The organism is Polyangium sp. 6x1 (assembly GCF_029946515.1).
Taxonomy (GTDB): Bacteria; Myxococcota_A; Polyangia; order Polyangiales; family Polyangiaceae; genus Polyangium.
In genome coordinates this window covers 85,554-101,073 of sequence record NZ_JARZHH010000013.1, presented here as the reverse complement: position 1 = coordinate 101,073, position 15,520 = coordinate 85,554, and the positions used below count along the sequence as shown (strand labels likewise).

The 15,520-nt window shown below is 69.3% G+C and carries 10 protein-coding genes; 6 read left to right on the top strand and 4 right to left on the bottom strand.

Annotation, left to right across the window (positions count from 1 at the left end; all coding sequences use genetic code 11):
- Positions 1 to 20 precede the first annotated feature (20 nt).
- Entirely contained in the window at positions 21 to 752 is a 732-nt protein-coding gene (locus QHF85_RS15335) for a DUF2064 domain-containing protein (protein WP_281327918.1), read from the top strand.
- A 7-nt stretch (positions 753 to 759) separates the two neighbouring features.
- Here the strand turns inward: QHF85_RS15335 and QHF85_RS15330 are convergent, their stop codons facing one another.
- Positions 760 to 1,596, bottom strand: coding sequence for an NTP transferase domain-containing protein (locus tag QHF85_RS15330; protein ID WP_281327917.1), 837 nt, complete (start codon positions 1,594 to 1,596; stop codon positions 760 to 762).
- Between the two features lie 680 nt (positions 1,597 to 2,276).
- On the opposite strand from QHF85_RS15330, the gene QHF85_RS15325 reads away from it, so the two are divergent.
- Positions 2,277 to 3,590 carry an inositol-3-phosphate synthase gene (locus QHF85_RS15325; RefSeq protein ID WP_281327916.1) on the top strand — a complete coding sequence of 438 codons (1,314 nt, stop codon included), beginning with the start codon at positions 2,277 to 2,279 and terminating at the stop codon, positions 3,588 to 3,590.
- Here QHF85_RS15325 and QHF85_RS15320 read toward each other — a convergent pair.
- Positions 3,581 to 3,904, bottom strand: coding sequence for a TMEM165/GDT1 family protein (locus tag QHF85_RS15320; protein WP_281327915.1), 324 nt, complete (start codon positions 3,902 to 3,904; stop codon positions 3,581 to 3,583). The two genes, QHF85_RS15325 and QHF85_RS15320, sit on opposite strands and share 10 nt — an antisense overlap.
- A gap of 49 nt (positions 3,905 to 3,953) precedes the next feature.
- Entirely contained in the window at positions 3,954 to 5,078 is a 1,125-nt protein-coding gene (locus tag QHF85_RS15315) for a diacylglycerol kinase family protein (RefSeq protein WP_281327914.1), read from the bottom strand.
- Positions 5,079 to 5,350: 272 nt separating this feature from the next.
- On the opposite strand from QHF85_RS15315, the gene QHF85_RS15310 reads away from it, so the two are divergent.
- The gene (locus QHF85_RS15310) at positions 5,351 to 6,013 is read left to right on the top strand and encodes a hypothetical protein (RefSeq protein WP_136932596.1); all 663 of its coding nucleotides are present in this window, start codon (positions 5,351 to 5,353) and stop codon (positions 6,011 to 6,013) included.
- A 109-nt stretch (positions 6,014 to 6,122) separates the two neighbouring features.
- Here the strand turns inward: QHF85_RS15310 and QHF85_RS15305 are convergent, their stop codons facing one another.
- Positions 6,123 to 7,763 carry a SulP family inorganic anion transporter gene (locus QHF85_RS15305; protein ID WP_281327913.1) on the bottom strand — a complete coding sequence of 547 codons (1,641 nt, stop codon included), beginning with the start codon at positions 7,761 to 7,763 and terminating at the stop codon, positions 6,123 to 6,125.
- A 194-nt stretch (positions 7,764 to 7,957) separates the two neighbouring features.
- Between QHF85_RS15305 and QHF85_RS15300 the strand changes: the two genes are divergently transcribed.
- Genes QHF85_RS15300 through QHF85_RS15290 form a run of 3 tightly spaced genes read left to right on the top strand, consistent with a single transcriptional unit; the run spans position 7,958 to position 15,519 of the window.
- A complete protein-coding gene (locus QHF85_RS15300; protein ID WP_281327912.1) occupies positions 7,958 to 9,418 on the top strand; it encodes an NADH-quinone oxidoreductase subunit M in 1,461 nt (486 codons plus the stop codon).
- A gap of 7 nt (positions 9,419 to 9,425) precedes the next feature.
- Positions 9,426 to 13,361 (top strand): putative inorganic carbon transporter subunit DabA, encoded by a 3,936-nt coding sequence (locus QHF85_RS15295; RefSeq protein WP_281327911.1) that lies wholly within the window; start codon positions 9,426 to 9,428, stop codon positions 13,359 to 13,361.
- A complete protein-coding gene (locus QHF85_RS15290; RefSeq protein WP_281327910.1) occupies positions 13,354 to 15,519 on the top strand; it encodes a proton-conducting transporter membrane subunit in 2,166 nt (721 codons plus the stop codon). The genes QHF85_RS15295 and QHF85_RS15290 overlap by 8 nt, the downstream gene beginning before the upstream one ends.
- The last annotated feature ends 1 nt before the right edge of the window (position 15,520 follow it).

Here is a 15,520-nt window from a genome sequence, read left to right as displayed (position 1 = left end):
AACTCGTGGTACGACGAGGCGTGGCCGACCATCGCGCCCGCCCCACCGTACGCCCCCAGAGGCTCGCGCTCGGCGTCCTCGCTCGCGCTCCGATCGCGGGCACCGCGAAGCCGCGCCTCTCCCCACCGCTCTCCCCCGAAGCCGCGGCCGAGCTCTCGTCGGCGCTCCTCGGCGACGCGCTGAACATGCTGGCCATCCTGCCGATGGCGTATCGCGCGGTGCTGAGCGTGTCGGACGAGGAGAGCTCCGCGCTGCAAAAGCTCGTGCCCGGACGATGGCAACATGTCGTCTCGGCCGGCGCGACGAGCGTCGAGAAGCGGCTCGGTCACGGGCTCGATCACCTCTTCACGACAGGCGCCGAGGCCGCGGCGATCGTCACGACAGACGCGCCCTTCATGCCGCTCGACGAGGTGTTCGAAGGCCTGCTCTGGCTCGCCGCCAAGCGAAAGCGCCTGCTGCTCGGGCCGACGGGGCCGGGCGGTCTTTACCTCATCGGCACGACGCAACCCGAGCCCGCGCTCTTCGACGGCGTCGACTGGACGTCGCCCGGCGTGCTCGAACGCGCGACGAAGCGCGCCGCGGCGCTCGGCCTGGAGACGCAGCTCTTGAAGCCGACCTACGAGATCGACACGCCCGCGGACCTCGAGCGTTTCGCCCGTGATCTCGCGAGCGGCACGGGAGGCCCCGGCATGAGCGCGCCCGCGTGCACCGCGTTCCTCTCGCGCGCGGGCCTCCGGCCCGTGAACCGCTGAGCGGGTTTTACTCGGCGTCCGCAGCCGCGGCGGGCTGATACCCCGCGGCCCACGTGCGGCTGACCGGCGCCACGCGATCGGACGGGCGCGGATACGTGTCGCGATCGAGCCCGTCGCCGAACATGCGCAGGAGCGCCTCGGCCTGCTCCAGCGCGGCCGGCGTGTCGACGTCGATCCACCGCGCGTCGCCCGCGTCGCACGCGAAGAACATCCCCTCGTCGGCGAGCGCGCGCACGCCCTCCGAGAGCGAGCAATCCCCCTTCGCCGCGTACACGCGATCGAGCGCTTCGACGAGCGAGGGGCCGATGCGGAACACGCCCGTGTCGAGCGCGTCGTAGGCCGCGATCTCCTTGCCGATGTCCACGATGCGCCCGCGCTCGACGCGCACCTTCGTGGCGTCGTCGAGGTCGAAGCAGCGCGGGATGTCGTAATCGACGGCGAGCGCGGCGGCGCGGCTCGGCAGATCGAGCGCGGCGAGCCGACGCACGATCGCCGGCGCGTACAGGTGATCCGCCATCGTGAGCAGCGTCCCCGGGACGACGTGCTCGCGCGCGGCGAGCAGCGACACGCCGTTCTTGCGCTCGTACTGCGTGTTGCTCACGAACGAGATCGACAGGCCGAGGGAGCTCTCCGCGAGCGCGCGGCGGATGAGCTCTTCCTTGTAGCCCGTGACCACCACCACTTCGCGGATCCCCTCGGCGCGCAGCGTGCGGAGGATGCGAACCAGAAGCGGAACCCCGGCGACCGGCTTGAGGGGCTTGGGTGCGATCTCGCCACTCACGAGGCGAGAGCCGGTTCCTGCCGCGAGCACGATCGCCCGCTCCATCGTTCGTTTTTCAAGCATGGAAGGTGCGGTGCCCAATCCGAAGGCGCCCCTCGTAGCACGCCTTCTACGTGCAAAACAATTCCCTTCGGTCCGCTTTGAAAAAGCGGTGTTCCGGCGCCTCACAGTGTTGCAAAAGCGCAACACCCGCCCGACTTCGACACGCGGAGCCGAGCGCCATCGCCACGCGCATCCGACCGGGATCGGTGTGCGAGGCGAGGGAGATGCATCTCCATTCGAAGCAAGCGTGAGGCCAGCGGCGCCGCTACCGTGCGTTCGCACCTCGCGCGCGTGACTCCAGAAAATCGCGCTGAAACTTCGCAGGAACCGCGTGCGCGAGCGCGCACGCGAGCGAGGTCGGGCGTGCGCATGGAGCGACAGCGCGACGTCGTTGCCAGACCCCGCGGCGAACGTTCGCGTCATCGCGCGAGCGAGCGTCGTGAAGCGCGCGGCCGGCCGATCCGAGCCGCATGATCCCGCGTCCGTAACGTGACGCTCGACGCGTCCACCCCGTTCGGGTCAGACCCCACGCGCCGTGGTCGTTCGTGACCTCGCAGGGATCGCGCAGACGCCGTGCACACGCCGCGCGGCACGTCATGCTCCGGGGGGTCGATGCTCGCAGGCGCCGCTTGAGTGTCATGCGACGTTGGCCTAGACATGCCCCCCCTGGGGCGATCGACGGGACACACGGAGGAGCGGGAGTGAAGCAGCCGAAAGAAATCACGAAGGCAGAGGGCAAGCTCGGCGTGCTCCTGCCCGGGCTCGGTGCGGTGGCGACGACGACGATCGCCGGCGTGATGCTGGCCCGCAAGAACCAGGCGTTGCCGATCGGGTCGCTGACGCAGCTCGGGACGATCCGGCTCGGCAAGCGCACGGACAACCGCTCGCCGCTCATCCGCGACTTCTTGCCGCTCGCGTCGCTCGATCAGCTCGAGTTCGGCGGCTGGGACCTCTTCCCCGACACGGCGTACGAGTCGGCGAAGCACGCCGAGGTCCTCGAGCAGCGCCACCTCGATCTGGTGCGCGACGAGCTCTCGCAGGTCACGCCGATGAAGGCGGTCTTCTACCCGGAGTACGTGAAGCGCCTGCACGGCCCGCACGTCAAGACGGGCGCGACGAAGGCCGACATGGTCGAGCAGGTGCGCGACGACATCCGCACGTTCTTGAAGACCAAGGGCTGCTCGCGCGCCGTCGCCGTGTGGTGTGGCTCGACCGAGGTCTACTTCCCGCCGGGCGACGTGCACGCCTCGATCGACGCCTTCGAGGCCGGCCTCGCGCGGAACGATCCGGGCATCTCGAACTCGCAGATCTACGCCTGGGCCTGCCTCAAGGAGCGCGTGCCCTACGCGAACGGCGCGCCGAACCTGACGGTCGACTTCCCCGCCGCGTGGGACCTCGCGAAGAAGCTCGAGGTGCCCATCGCCGGCAAGGACTTCAAGACCGGCCAGACGCTCATGAAGACCATCATCGCGCCCGGCCTCAAGGCGCGCATGCTCGGCCTCTCGGGCTGGTTCTCCACGAACATCCTCGGCAACCGCGACGGCGAGGTGCTCGACGACCCCGATAGTTTCAAGTCAAAGGAAGTCTCGAAGCTGGGCGTCCTCGAGTACATCCTCCAGCCGCACATGTACAAAGAGCTGTACGGCAAGCTCTACCACAAGGTCCGCATCGAGTTTTACCCGCCGCGCGGCGACGCGAAGGAGGGCTGGGACAACATCGATCTCTTCGGATGGCTCGGCTACCCGATGCAGATCAAGGTGAACTTCCTCTGCCGCGACTCGATCCTCGCCGCGCCCATCGTGCTCGACCTCGCGCTGCTCATGGACCTCGCCTCGCGCGCGGGCTTCTCGGGCACGCAGGAGTGGCTGAGCTTCTACTTCAAGAGCCCGATGACCGCGCCGACCCTCTACCCGGAGCACGACCTCTTCATCCAATCGATGAAGCTCAAGAACACGATGCGCTGGATGATGGGCGAGGACCTCATCACCCACCTCGGCAACGAGTACTACGACTGATCACGCGACGCCGGGGGCTCGCCCGAACGAGCCCCCGGCTCCTCCTTCGCGCCCACCAGGTAGATCAGCCCGAGCACCACGAACACGAGCCCCGCCGCGCGCTTCACCCAGATCGCCGGCACGTAGCGGCTCACGACCTCCCCGAGCAGCACAGCGACCGCGCTCGTCGCGACCAGCGCGAGCGCCGAGGCCGCGAAGACCACCCAGCGCGAGGATCCGCTGCCGGCCAGCGTGAGCGTCGCGATCTGCGTCTTGTCGCCCATCTCCGCGAGGAAAATGGCAGCGAACGTCGATGCGAAGAGCTTCCAGTCCATCCGGCGAGCGTGACGCGGCAAAGCGCCGCGAACAAGCTCGCCGCGCCCGCTACCCCCGCGGCGGCGCGTAAAAATCGACGATGCGGATCGGTTCGGTCAGACGAACCCGGACGCTGTGGCGATCACCCCGCACGTCGCCGCCGATCTGGAACGCCGTCGACGGGTCCATCTCGATCGTGATGTCGTCGACGAAGAAGTCGAACGTGTTCTCGAGGTTCTCGTACTCGCCGCGCCAGATCGTCTGGAAGTTCGACACGAAGGCCACGGGCGAGAGGTTCGTGACCCGCAACTGCATGCGGTCCGGTCGATCCTCGGCGTACGGGAACATGCGCAGGCCGAAGCCGTAATACGGGATCGTCGCGACGCACGCGAGCTTCGCCGGCCCCTCGTAGATCACGCCTCCCTTGCGGATCGGCGCGCCGAGGATCGAGCCCTTCTCGCCCACGCGCACGGCGTCGCTCCCCGTGTTGATCACGCGGCAGTGCGGCGTGCGGCGCACGAAGTAGCTCGGCAAGGTCTTCGTCGTCGCCGCGATCGCGTAGGACAAGATGCCCGGCGCGACGCGCTTCAGCGGGCCACGCGCGAGCAGGCCCTTCACCCGCGTGTAGTCCTTGAGCATCTCGGCATCGATGCCGAAACCGCAGAACGGCGAGAGCACGCCCTCGGCCTCGACGAGCCGGAGCCAGCGGCTCCCCGCGTCGGCGCGCAGGCGCGAGAGGTCCACCGCGAGCCCGCGGAACCCGCCCGAGCCTCGCTCACCCGCGCCGCTCGCGCCGAGCACCCACGCGAGCGAGTTGCCCGTCCCGAGCCGCAAGAGACCGAAGCGCGGGATCGGCGCGCTCCTCCGCTTTGCTTCGTTCACGACGGCCGTGACGACCGACGTGAACGTCCCGTCCCCGCCGCCGGTGAGGATCGTCCCGTAGCCGCGATCCACGAGCGTCCGCGCGATGCCCTCGCTCTCCTCGACGCTGCGCGACACGAAGAGATCGCCGCTGTCGAGGATCTGATCGAGCGTCTCGATCACCTCTGCCGTGACGCTCTTGGCGTTGCCGTTGACCACGACGGCGATGCGCGGCAAGGCCGGGCCGCCGGACCGGGCCGGCTCCGAGGGCGTCGCGGAGGCGGCCTCGGGATCCGTGCCGGGGGAGAGGGGCGCGTCAGTGCGAGAGGCCATGGGGCGCGGATCTAGCACGAAAACGGCCCTTTCCCCGCTCGCCCCCCCGGTCCTCGGGGCCCATCCTTTAGACCTGTCCGTCCGCCTGCCCGGACACAAATTGACCATACGTCCGAAGTTTCTGGACGGACTGGCTCAAATTTTGGTAAGGCGACGGGCGTATAGCCTTCACGTGCACTTGACAGCCGTCCGGCTCGAACCGTACGGCGCGCCCCAGTTCGCGTGGCGATACGCGTGGGACGGGGATTATCGCAGAAGCGGGACGCAGCGACATGGCGAAATCGACAAAGACGAAGAGCTCGGAGAAACGCTCCGCGAAGAAACATTCGAGCTCGCGCGCGAGCGGCGACGCCCCGAAGTCCGGGACGAAGGCCCGGGAGAAGGACGACGACGCCAAGGGCTCGAAGCGCAAGCTCGGTTTGCGAGGGGCCGCGCCGTGGGCCGCTCGCCACGCGGCCAAACACGCCGCCGAGGCGCGGGCCCGGGCCGCCGAGCCTGCCCCGCCGGGCAGCGCGCGCGCCACGATCCGCGTGCCGGAAGGTGCCGACGCGATCAAGGCGAAGATCGCCGAGCTCCACAACCAGACCACGAAGATCCGCACCCTGCGCAAGCGCATGGAGAAGGGCTTCTTCGACATCGGCCTGGTCCTCGCCGAGATCCAGGAGCAACAGCTCTTCCAGGCGAAGGGCTACGGCTCGTTCGAGGCCTTCCTCGAGCGCGAGATCGACTTCGGCAAGCAGACCTCGCTGAAGCTCGTGAAGCTCTCGAAGGTCTTCCAGCGCGAGGCCGCCCTCGACCACGGGATGGACCGCTGCATGATGGCCCTCGCCGCGCTCGACGGCGAAGCCGCGCCGAAGGCCGCGCCCTCGACGCCGGGCCCCATGGCCCCGCTCCCGCTGCCCCTGAAGCCCCCGATGCGCGCCGCCGGCGGCTGAGTCGAAGCGGGCCGGCCCTCGCCGGCCCTCGGTTCGAAACCACGACGTCCCCCTCCCCGGAGCACACCGGGAAGGGGGACGTTTTGCTTTCAGGTTCGGCCGGGCAGACTCAGGGCGTCGAGCCGGCGCGCTCCAGCGCGATCTTCCGGCGCGCCGCGAGCGGGTGCTCCGACAGGCTCCGGTGCCGATCGAGGCCGATCACCTCCAGCGTGCGCCCGCTCCGCTCGTACTCGCCCTGCAGCTCGTGGAGCTTCTCCATCACGGTGTGGTCCACGAGGCGGGCATGGTCGAAGTCGACGACCACGTGCTTCGCGTCGTGCTTCGCGAGCCTCCCCTTGATCGAGAGGTAGTTGCTGAACACCGCGGCGTGCCGGATCCGCAGCACGACGCGATCCCCGAGCGAACGCTCCTCGATGTCGGGCCGGAACAGGCTCGTGATGGGCGCCCCGTTCACGACGTGAATGACCATCTTGATCACGATGCCAGCCGCCACGCCGACGAGCAGGTCGGTCGCGATCGTCACGACGGTCGTCGCCACGAACACGAGGAGCTGCTCGCGGCCGATGCGGAACGTCTTGACGAACTCGTGGGGCGACGCGAGGCGCGTGCCCGTGAAGATCAGCATCGCCGCGAGCGCGGCCAGCGGGATGCGGTGGATGAGGCCGGGCAAGAAGGCCACGAAGAGCAGCAGGAACAGCCCGTGGAAGAAGTTCGACAGGCGTGAGCGCGCGCCGTAACCGATGTTCGCCGAGCTGCGCACGATCTCCGAGATCATGGGCAGGCCGCCGATGAGGCCTGCGATCAGGTTGCCGACGCCCGTCGCCAGGAGGTCCTTGTCGAGGTCGGAGCGGCGCTTCTCCGGATCCAGCGCGTCGACGGCCTTTGCGCTGAGCAAGCTCTCGATGCTGCCGACGAGCGCGAACATCACGATGTACTTGAGCGAGGGCCCCGAGAGGACCGCGCTGAAATCCGGCGTCGTCACCGCCGCAAGCACGTTTCCCGGGAGGTTCACCAGGAAGTTCGGCCCGATCTTGTAGTCGTGGTGGTTGATCGAGAACGTGTACGTGTGCTCGTGCTCGAGGTCGAACAGGTACGCGAGCGGCACCGAGATCGCGAGGACGAAGAGCGGCGCGGGGATCTTCTTCAGGAACGCGAACCGCTTCGCGAGCACGGGGAACGCGAACAGGATCGCGAGGCTCACGCCGCCGATGATCGCGATCTCCGGGTTCAGGCGCCCGAGGCTGCGCGGGATCTCGAGCAGCAGGTGGACCGGCTCCTTCGCGTCGGGCGACACGCCGAGCGCCACGTGGATCTGCTTCGAGCAGATGATGATGCCGATCGCCGCGAGCATCCCGTGCACCACGGACGACGGGAAGAAATCGCCGAGCGCCCCGGCGCGCGCGAGGGCAAACCCGATCTGGAGGACGGCCGCGACCACGATGGTCGCGAGCGCGCGGCGATACCCGACGGAGCCATTTCCGTTCCCGAGCTCCGTCACCGCGCCGAGGGCGATGACGATGAGCCCCGCGGCCGGCCCCTTGATGGTGAGCGCTGCGCTGCCTATCCATGTAGCAACCACGCCGCCGATGACGGCCGTGATGATGCCCGCCACGGGCGGAAAACCACTCGCCATGGCGATGCCGAGGCAAAGCGGTAACGCGATCAAAAAAACGAGAAATCCGGAAACGAGGTCGTTCCGGATGGAAGGCGCGCCCGTGGGCACACCGGCGCTCTGGTCCGGCTTGTCCATAAAACCCTCTGCGGATCGGTCACGGACGTCGGAATTCCGTTCCCCACGACGTCGGTCGTGCGATCCGATCCGCAAGACGGATCGAGCCCACGAACAGGTTCCCGGGAACCAACGCGCCACTCGTCCCGTCTCAGGGATACAAGCCGCAAGTAGCACCCGCGGGGACGTTTCGTTCCTGCGGTGAGCACCTATTTATGCCGAGCCTTCTCCTGACGATTTTCCCGCCCTTGCTCGGCGCGATCCTCGTCATTCTGCTCCCGCCCGGGAACGTCCGGTTGATCAAAGGCGTGGCTCTCTTCCACGCGGCGCTCGCATTCATCGCGTCGTGGAGCCTCGTCCCATCGTTCGACCGTGGCACCGCCGCGCTGCAGTTCGTCGCGCCATTCCCGTGGTCCCCGGATGCCGACGGAGCCGCCGCGCTGGGCGTCGATGGAATCTCCTTTCCGATGGTGCTCCTGACGACGCTCGTGATGCTCGTCGCGCTCGTCGCCTCGCTTCACGGCGCGCACCGGGTGAAGGGATATTTCGCCTGGTTCTTGCTCCTCGAATTCGCGGTCCTGGGCGTCTTCACGTCGCTCTCGTGGTCGCTCTTTTACGTCTTCTGGGAGCTCACCCTCGTCCCGTTGTTTTTCCTGGTCAGCGTGTGGGGCGGGAAAAACCGCTCGGCCGCGAGCATGAGCTTCTTCCTGTACACGCTCGCCGGCTCCGTCCTCATGCTGGTCGCGATCCTCGCGCTGCACCTCTCGGTGCCGCAGCACGGCTTCGGGATGGTCGAGATGCAGAACGCGAGCGCCGGGCTCGGCCGGGCGACGCAGGTCCTGCTCTTCCTCGGCCTCTTCGCGGGCCTCGCGGTGAAGATCCCCGTCTTCCCGCTGCACGGCTGGCTCCCGCTCGCCTACGTCGAATCCGAGCCGCCCGTCAGCATGGTCTTTTCGGCCGTGCTCGCGAAGATGGGCGCGTATGGCCTGCTCCGCCTCACGGCGCTCTTGCCCGCCGGCGCGGAGTCGCTCGTGCCGCTCCTCTTCTTGCTCGGCCTCGTCAATATCGTCTACGGCGCGCTCCTCGCGTTCCGCCAGCCCGACCTCAAGACCATGGTGGCCTATGGCTCGATGAGCCACATGGGCTTCGTCTTGATCGGCGTCTCCTCGCTGAACGGGGCCGGGCTCACGGGCGCCACGATGCAGATGTGCACGCACGGCGTCTCCAGCGCCGCGCTCTTCCTCCTCGTCGGCGCGCTCGAGCGCCGCACGAAGACCCGCGACCTGCGCCATTACGGCGGCCTCGCGAGCGTCACGCCGCGGTTCTTCGTGGCGCTCTCCCTCGCGCTCCTCGGGTCGATGGGTTTGCCCGGGCTCGCCGGGTTCGTCAGCGAATTGTCCACGCTCGTCGGCACGTTCCAGCGATACGACTATTTTGCTGGAATCGCGACCGTCGGCGTCCTCATCACGGCCGGATATTCGATGCGCGCCATCGGCCGCCTCTTCTTCGGCCCCTTGAATCCCCGCTGGAAACACCTCCGGGACCTCGAACCGCGGGAGCTCCTCGCCGCCGCGCCGCTCGGGGTGCTCATCGTCGCGCTCGGCGTCGCCCCGCGCGCCGCCCTCGACCTCTTCGCCGCCACGGTCTCGCACATGGCGACGCTCTTCCACGGATAAGCCTCGTATGCGCGTACAGCTCTCCGCCGTCCCGCGCGGCATCTCCGTCGAATCGAGGAAACACCTCGAGCACGAGATCCACCACATCGCCCATGTCCTGCCCGGACAGGGGCCGATCGATACGTTCATCCACCACAACACGCTCCACGGCTTCCAGCACCTCCATTTCGAGGAGGCCGTCCTGGAGGCGCGCCGCGTGCTCGGCGGGCGCGGATACCTGCCGCTCGCCGAGTACCGGCGGCTCTACTCCATCGGCCGGATCACCGACGAGGACCTCGAACGCGCGCGCCGCGCGAGGAATGACGCCGCCGAGCCCGAGCCGCTCCTCCGCATCGGTGATCGGACGGTCACCACGCGCGACGTCGAGCGCCTCGCCTTGCTGCACGGCCTCGACCCGCTCGAGCCCGGCGAGGGCGCCGAAGCGCGCTTCGGGCCGAACGTGTTTTCCGTGCTCCGGCCCGAGCTCTCCGCGGAGGCCCGCGAGCGCCTGCTCGCCGCGGCGAAACACGAATTCGAGGCCTCGCTCGCGCGCGTCGGCCGCGATTTCACGGTGGCCGATCTGCTCGCGGAGCTCTTCGCCACGCCCGTCCCCGCGGCCGTGCTCGAAGAGGCTTGCCTCGACGGGCCGACGAGCGGGAGCGCCGATCCCGGCGCCGTCACGCGCGCATTCGACGCGCTCGGGATCCCCGAGGAGGCGCGGGCCGGCTACCTCGACCTCGTCCGCGACAAACTCGCCGCGGGCCCCGCGAAAGACCGCCCCGAGCGCTGGCTCGAAGCCGAGGTGCGCAAGGTGCGCCGCGTCCTCCTCGCCCATTTCGGCGTGGAGGGCACGCTCCCCGCGATCGCCGAGCGAATGCGGCGGGATCCCGAGGGCCTCGCCGTCCTCTCCTTGCTCCGCGCGAGCCTCCAGAGCTTTGGTTTGTCCGATCCATTCTCGCCGATCCACGCCGAGAACCTCACGCCCGAGGAGCCCGTGGGCGCGCGGATCGAGGCGCTCTTCGAGCGCATCGAGCACCTCGAAGCCTGGGGCGGCCCGGCCATTCCGCTTACCGCCGAGCTCGCCGCGCGGGTCCGGGACACCGTCCGCGCGCACCTCGAAGAGCGCGACGGCGCGCTCGGGCCGCATGCCGGCGCGGCGACCAGCGAAATCGCGCGCCTCTGCCTCACCGTCGTCCACGACCTCGGCCCCGATCAGCTGCGCCGGCGTGGGTTCGAGGCGCTCCGTGCGCTCGAATCCGCGTTCGGCGGCCCGCCGTCGAGCGAGAGCCTGATCGCCGAGCTCACCGCGCGGGATCCTCGCCAGCAGATGATGGAGCACGCCGCGCGAAGGTGGGAGGAGCACATCGGCAAGGTCGGCCCCGAGACGTGCCACCGCGATTTGCTCCTCGCGCTCACGGGCGAGGACATCCACGAGAAGATTCACCCGCAGATCATGCGCGTGACCATGGCCTTCCTCGACGAGGGCCTCGCGGCCTGGCACGTCGCGGGCCGCTCGCTCGGCTTTTACGACGCGTTCCGCAAAATGGCCGAGCACGACCGATTCTTCGAGCTCGAAGATTTGCCCGGCGCCCGCGACGCGCTTCGGGAGCTCCCGCCGCTCGCCGTCGACGCGATCCTCCAGAGCCTCGAGCGCCTCGGCGTGCCCGAGCCGCACTGGGGGCCCTATCTTCGCCGCATCTGCGTGGGTTTGCCCGGGCTCGGGGGCATGGTGCACTGGCGCGAGACGCACCCGAATTACCCCGCGCAACGGGCGCACCCGATCGATTTGCTCCAGTTCCTCGCGGTGCGCCTCTTCTACGAGGTGCTCTTCGTGCGGCGCGCCTCCTTGCGCGCCTTCGGGCACGACGGCGACATCGACGCCTTCCGCCATTACTTCTCGCACCACCTGCCGGAGCTGCTCGTCCGGCATGCGCTCTTCCTCGGCGAGCTGCCCGATTTCCTCGCCGAGCGCGCGCGCGCCTTGTTCGAGGCGCGACCCGCGGGCGCCGCGGCCGGCGACGACGGGGCCCTCCTTCGCCTCGCCGACATGGTCTTCGATCTGAAGCAGAGCGCCGAGCACGTGAATGGCGGACGCTCCGCGCGGCGCCACGCGTTCCGCCTCTTCTTGCTCGCGCAGCACCTCGGCGTCTCCCCGGGCGAGCTCCGCGCGACCTCGCTCGAAGGCGTCACGCGCCTGCTCGCGACGCTCGACGCGTGCGACCCCGACACCCTCACGCCGCTCTGGCACAACGCCTACGAGATCCATTACCGCGACGCCGTGCTCGAGGCGCTCACCGAGAACGTCCGTCAGCGCAAGCCGTACGTGGGCCGGCGCGAGGCGCAGATCGTCTGCTGCTTCGACGATCGCGAGGAAGCCATCCGCCGGCACATCGAGGAGCTCCGGCCCTCGTACCAGACCTTCGGCGCCGCGGGCTTCTTCGGCGTGCCGATCGCGTACGAGGGGCTCGGCGCGCGCGAGGCCGTGCCGCTGTGCCCGATCGTCGCGACGCCCGCGGCGCAGCTCTGCGAGGTCCCGCGCCCCGAGGCGCTGCACGCGTGGGCGTCGCGCTCGCTCCGCACGCGCGCCCTCGCCGCGCTCCGCGACGTCATCCGCGAGGTCACCCGCAATCCCGTCTCGTCCTATTTCGTCATCGACATCCTCGGGTTCTTCTCGCTCTTCCCCGTCTTCGGCCGGCTGCTCTTCCCGCGCGCGTTCGATCGCATGTCGCGCCGCATGAAGGACGCCGCGCTGCCCGCCGTCGAGACCGAAGTGCCGCTCGATCGCGAGCGCGAAAAAGGTTCGGAGCCGAAACAAGGCGAGCTCCAGAAGACCCATTTCACCTTCGCCGAACAGGCGGATCGTGTGGCGTCGCTCCTCCGGATCATCGGCCTCGTCCGCGACTTCGCGCCGCTCGTCCTGCTCTCGGGGCACGGCTCCGAGAGCCGCAACAACCCTCACCTCTCCGCGTACGACTGCGGCGCCTGCGGCGGCAACCATGGCGGCCCGAACGCCCGCGTGGTCGCGCGCATGGCGAACGCCCCCGAGGTCCGCGCGATCCTGCGCGAGCGGGGCATCGACATCCCGGACGACACCTGGTTCCTCGGCTCCGAGCACAACACCGCGACAGACGAGATCACCTATTTCGACCTCGTCGACGTCCCCGACGACTTCCACGCGGCTGTGGGCAGGCTCCGCGGCGTGCTCCAGAAGGCCCGGGAACGCTCGGCGCACGAGCGGTGCCGCAAGTTCGAATCGGCCCCGAAAAACCCCACGCCGGCGCGCGCGCTCCGGCACGTGATCGGCCGCGCCGCGGACCTCTCGCAGGCGCGGCCCGAGCTCGGCCACGCGACGGTCGCGTTCGGCATCGTCGGACCTCGATCGATCTCGCAGGGCGTGTTCCTCGACCGCCGATGTTTTTTGATCTCGTACGATCCGTCCATCGACCCCGAGGGCACGATCCTCGAAGGCATCTTGCTCGCCGCCGGCCCCGTCGGCGCGGGCATCAACCTCGAGTACTACTTCTCCACGGTCGACAACACGACGTACGGCTGCGGGACGAAGGTCCCCCACAACGTCGCGGGGCTCATCGGCGTGATGGAGGGCGCCTCGGGCGATCTGCGCACGGGTTTGCCCCGGCAGATGATCGAGATCCACGAGCCGATGCGGCTCCAGTTGCTCGTCGTGGCGAAGACCGAGATCCTCGCCAGGATCTACGAAAAGCAGCCGGCCATCCGCGAGCTCGTGGGCAACGCGTGGGTCCACCTCGTCGCGATGGATCCGGAGACGGCCGAATGCATGTCGTTCCAGCCTGGAAAGGGCTTCGTCCCATGGGAGCCGCAGGGCTTCCCCATGAAGACGGTGAAGAGCTCTGCGGCCTGGTATTCGGGCACGCTCGATTTCCTCCCCCCGGCGTTCATTCGCCCGGACGAACGCCCCGCGCGTGGACGGGTGGCCCATGCTTGAGCGCCTCGCCATTCTGATTCCGCTCCTGCCGCTCGTCGCGGCGATCCTCATCGGCCTCTTCGCGCTCGGCGGACGGCCGCTCCGCGAGCGCACGACGAGCCGGCTCGCCCTCGGCGCGACGCTCCTCTCCTTCCTCGGCGCCGGCGCGCTCCTCGCGCGCTCCACGCTCGGCGCCGCGCCCACGACGATCTTCGTCGCGCCCTGGATCGAGACCAGCGCTTATCGCGCGCCGCTCGAGCTCCTGCTCGATCCGCTCTCGGCTTCGCTCGCGCTGCTCGTCACGGGCTTCGGCGCGCTCGTCCTCAAGTTCTCGACGAATTACATGCACCGCGAGGCCGGCTTCCCCCGGTTCTTCGCGGTGATGAGCTTTTTCCTCGCCGCGATGCTCCTGCTCGTGCTCGGCGGCAACCTCGTGATGACGTTCGTCGGCTGGGAGGGCGCGGGCCTCGCGTCGTACCTGCTCATCGGTTATCATTACGATCGCAAAGCACCGGCCCGCGCCGCGACGTACGGGTTCGTGACGAACCGCATCGGCGACGCGGCGTTCGTCTGCGCGATCTTCATCGCCTGGCACGAGCTCGGCACGGTGAGTTATTCGTCCCTGTTCCGCGTCGCGGAGACGGCGAACCACGGGGCGCTCTCGGCGCTCGGGTTCTGCCTGCTCGTCGCGGCGGCCGCGAAATCCGCGCAGCTCCCGTTCTCGCCGTGGATCTCCCGCGCCATGGAGGGCCCGACGCCTTCGAGCGCGCTCTTTTACGGCTCCGTCATGGTCACCGCGGGCCTCTTCCTTGTGCTGCGCATGACCCCCGTGCTCGTGCACGCGCCCGACGTGCTCCGCGCCATGGCCGCGATGGGCGCGGCGACCGCGCTTTATGGCGGGCTCGTGAGCCTCGTGCAGACGGACGCGAAGAGCGGCCTCATCTTCTCCACGGTGAGCCAGCTCGGGCTCATGTTCCTCGCGGTCGGGCTCGGGGCCCGCGGCATTGCGCTGTTTCACCTCTTCGCGCACGCGCTCCTCCGCGGCGCGCAGTTCCTCACGGCGCCGAGCACCCTGCTCCTCGTCACGCGCGACGAGCCGTCCCGCGAAGAGCGCCCCGTCGCGGGCGAGGTCGAGCCGGCCTTCTGGCTCTTGCTCGCAGGCCTGCTCGGCGTCCTCGCCTTGCCCTTCCTCGCCGAGATCTGGGCCGGCCCGGAGGCGCCCCTCTCCCCGGGCGCCTTCCTCTCCGCGGCGGGCGCTGGCATGGCGCTCTTCTGCGGCGGCCATTATCTCCTCCGGTTCGCGCAGCGGAGCCTCGCGAATGCCGGAAGCGGCGCGGAGTGGAAGACCGTCGCCTCGTTCGTCGACTTCGGCCCGGCGTGGATCGCGCCCGCGGTCGTCGGCGCCGTCAGCCTCTCGCTCGGCCTCGCGCCTGGCGGACGGCCGCACGGGCTCTTCCACCTCATCCTCGATCCCTTGCTGAAGCGCGGGGGCCTCGGGCGCGCCGCGCATCCGTTCTGGGCCTTCGGCCTCATGCTCCTGCTCGGGTGCCTGCTCGTCGCGGGCTGGGCGACGGCGCTTTATTTCCACCGCGCCGCGCCCGAGCGGCCCGGCATTTTGCCGACGCGCCTGCGGGGCCTCTACGTCACGGCGCTCGCCCGATTCTGGCTCGAACCGCTTTACGAGCGATTCCTCCTCGCGCCCATTCTCCGCCTCGGCCGCGCGCTCGACCGCCTCGATGCCTCGCTCCTCGATCGTGCCTTCGGCCGCCCGCTCTCGCCCGAGGACGCGCCCGCGCCGCTCGCGACCTTCCAGGAAAAGGTCCTCGCCGGCGAGATCGACGACGCCGATCCTTTCGCGGCCGTACGCGCGGCGCTCGAGCGCCAGACCACGAGCGGCGCCGCGATCGAGCACGGGGAAGAGCCGCCGCCCGCGCCCGGCGCCGAGGACGATTTCGCGCGGAGCCGGGGCATCCCGGGCCGGACCGTCCAGTACGCGTCGTCGCTCGCGAACCTCATCGAGAAGCACATCGTCCGGCGCGCGATCGGCCGCGGCATCCCGATCACCGGCGACCTCCTCGGGCGCACCCTCGATCACGTCGAGGCGCTGCTCGAGAGGCCCGTCGTCGTCGGGGCGCTCGTCGTCCTCTCGCTGTTCGTCGTCGTCCGCTGGGCCGTTTGAC

Coding starts and splice junctions, on each gene's coding strand:
- QHF85_RS15320 (WP_281327915.1), bottom strand. CDS start 3,904: ATGGACTGGAAGCTCTTCGCATCGACGTTCGCTGCCATTTTCCTCGCG.
- QHF85_RS15305 (WP_281327913.1), bottom strand. CDS start 7,763: ATGGACAAGCCGGACCAGAGCGCCGGTGTGCCCACGGGCGCGCCTTCC.
- QHF85_RS15295 (WP_281327911.1), top strand. CDS start 9,426: ATGCGCGTACAGCTCTCCGCCGTCCCGCGCGGCATCTCCGTCGAATCG.
- QHF85_RS15330 (WP_281327917.1), bottom strand. CDS start 1,596: ATGCTTGAAAAACGAACGATGGAGCGGGCGATCGTGCTCGCGGCAGGA.
- QHF85_RS15300 (WP_281327912.1), top strand. CDS start 7,958: ATGCCGAGCCTTCTCCTGACGATTTTCCCGCCCTTGCTCGGCGCGATC.
- QHF85_RS15315 (WP_281327914.1), bottom strand. CDS start 5,078: ATGGCCTCTCGCACTGACGCGCCCCTCTCCCCCGGCACGGATCCCGAG.
- QHF85_RS15310 (WP_136932596.1), top strand. CDS start 5,351: ATGGCGAAATCGACAAAGACGAAGAGCTCGGAGAAACGCTCCGCGAAG.
- QHF85_RS15290 (WP_281327910.1), top strand. CDS start 13,354: ATGCTTGAGCGCCTCGCCATTCTGATTCCGCTCCTGCCGCTCGTCGCG.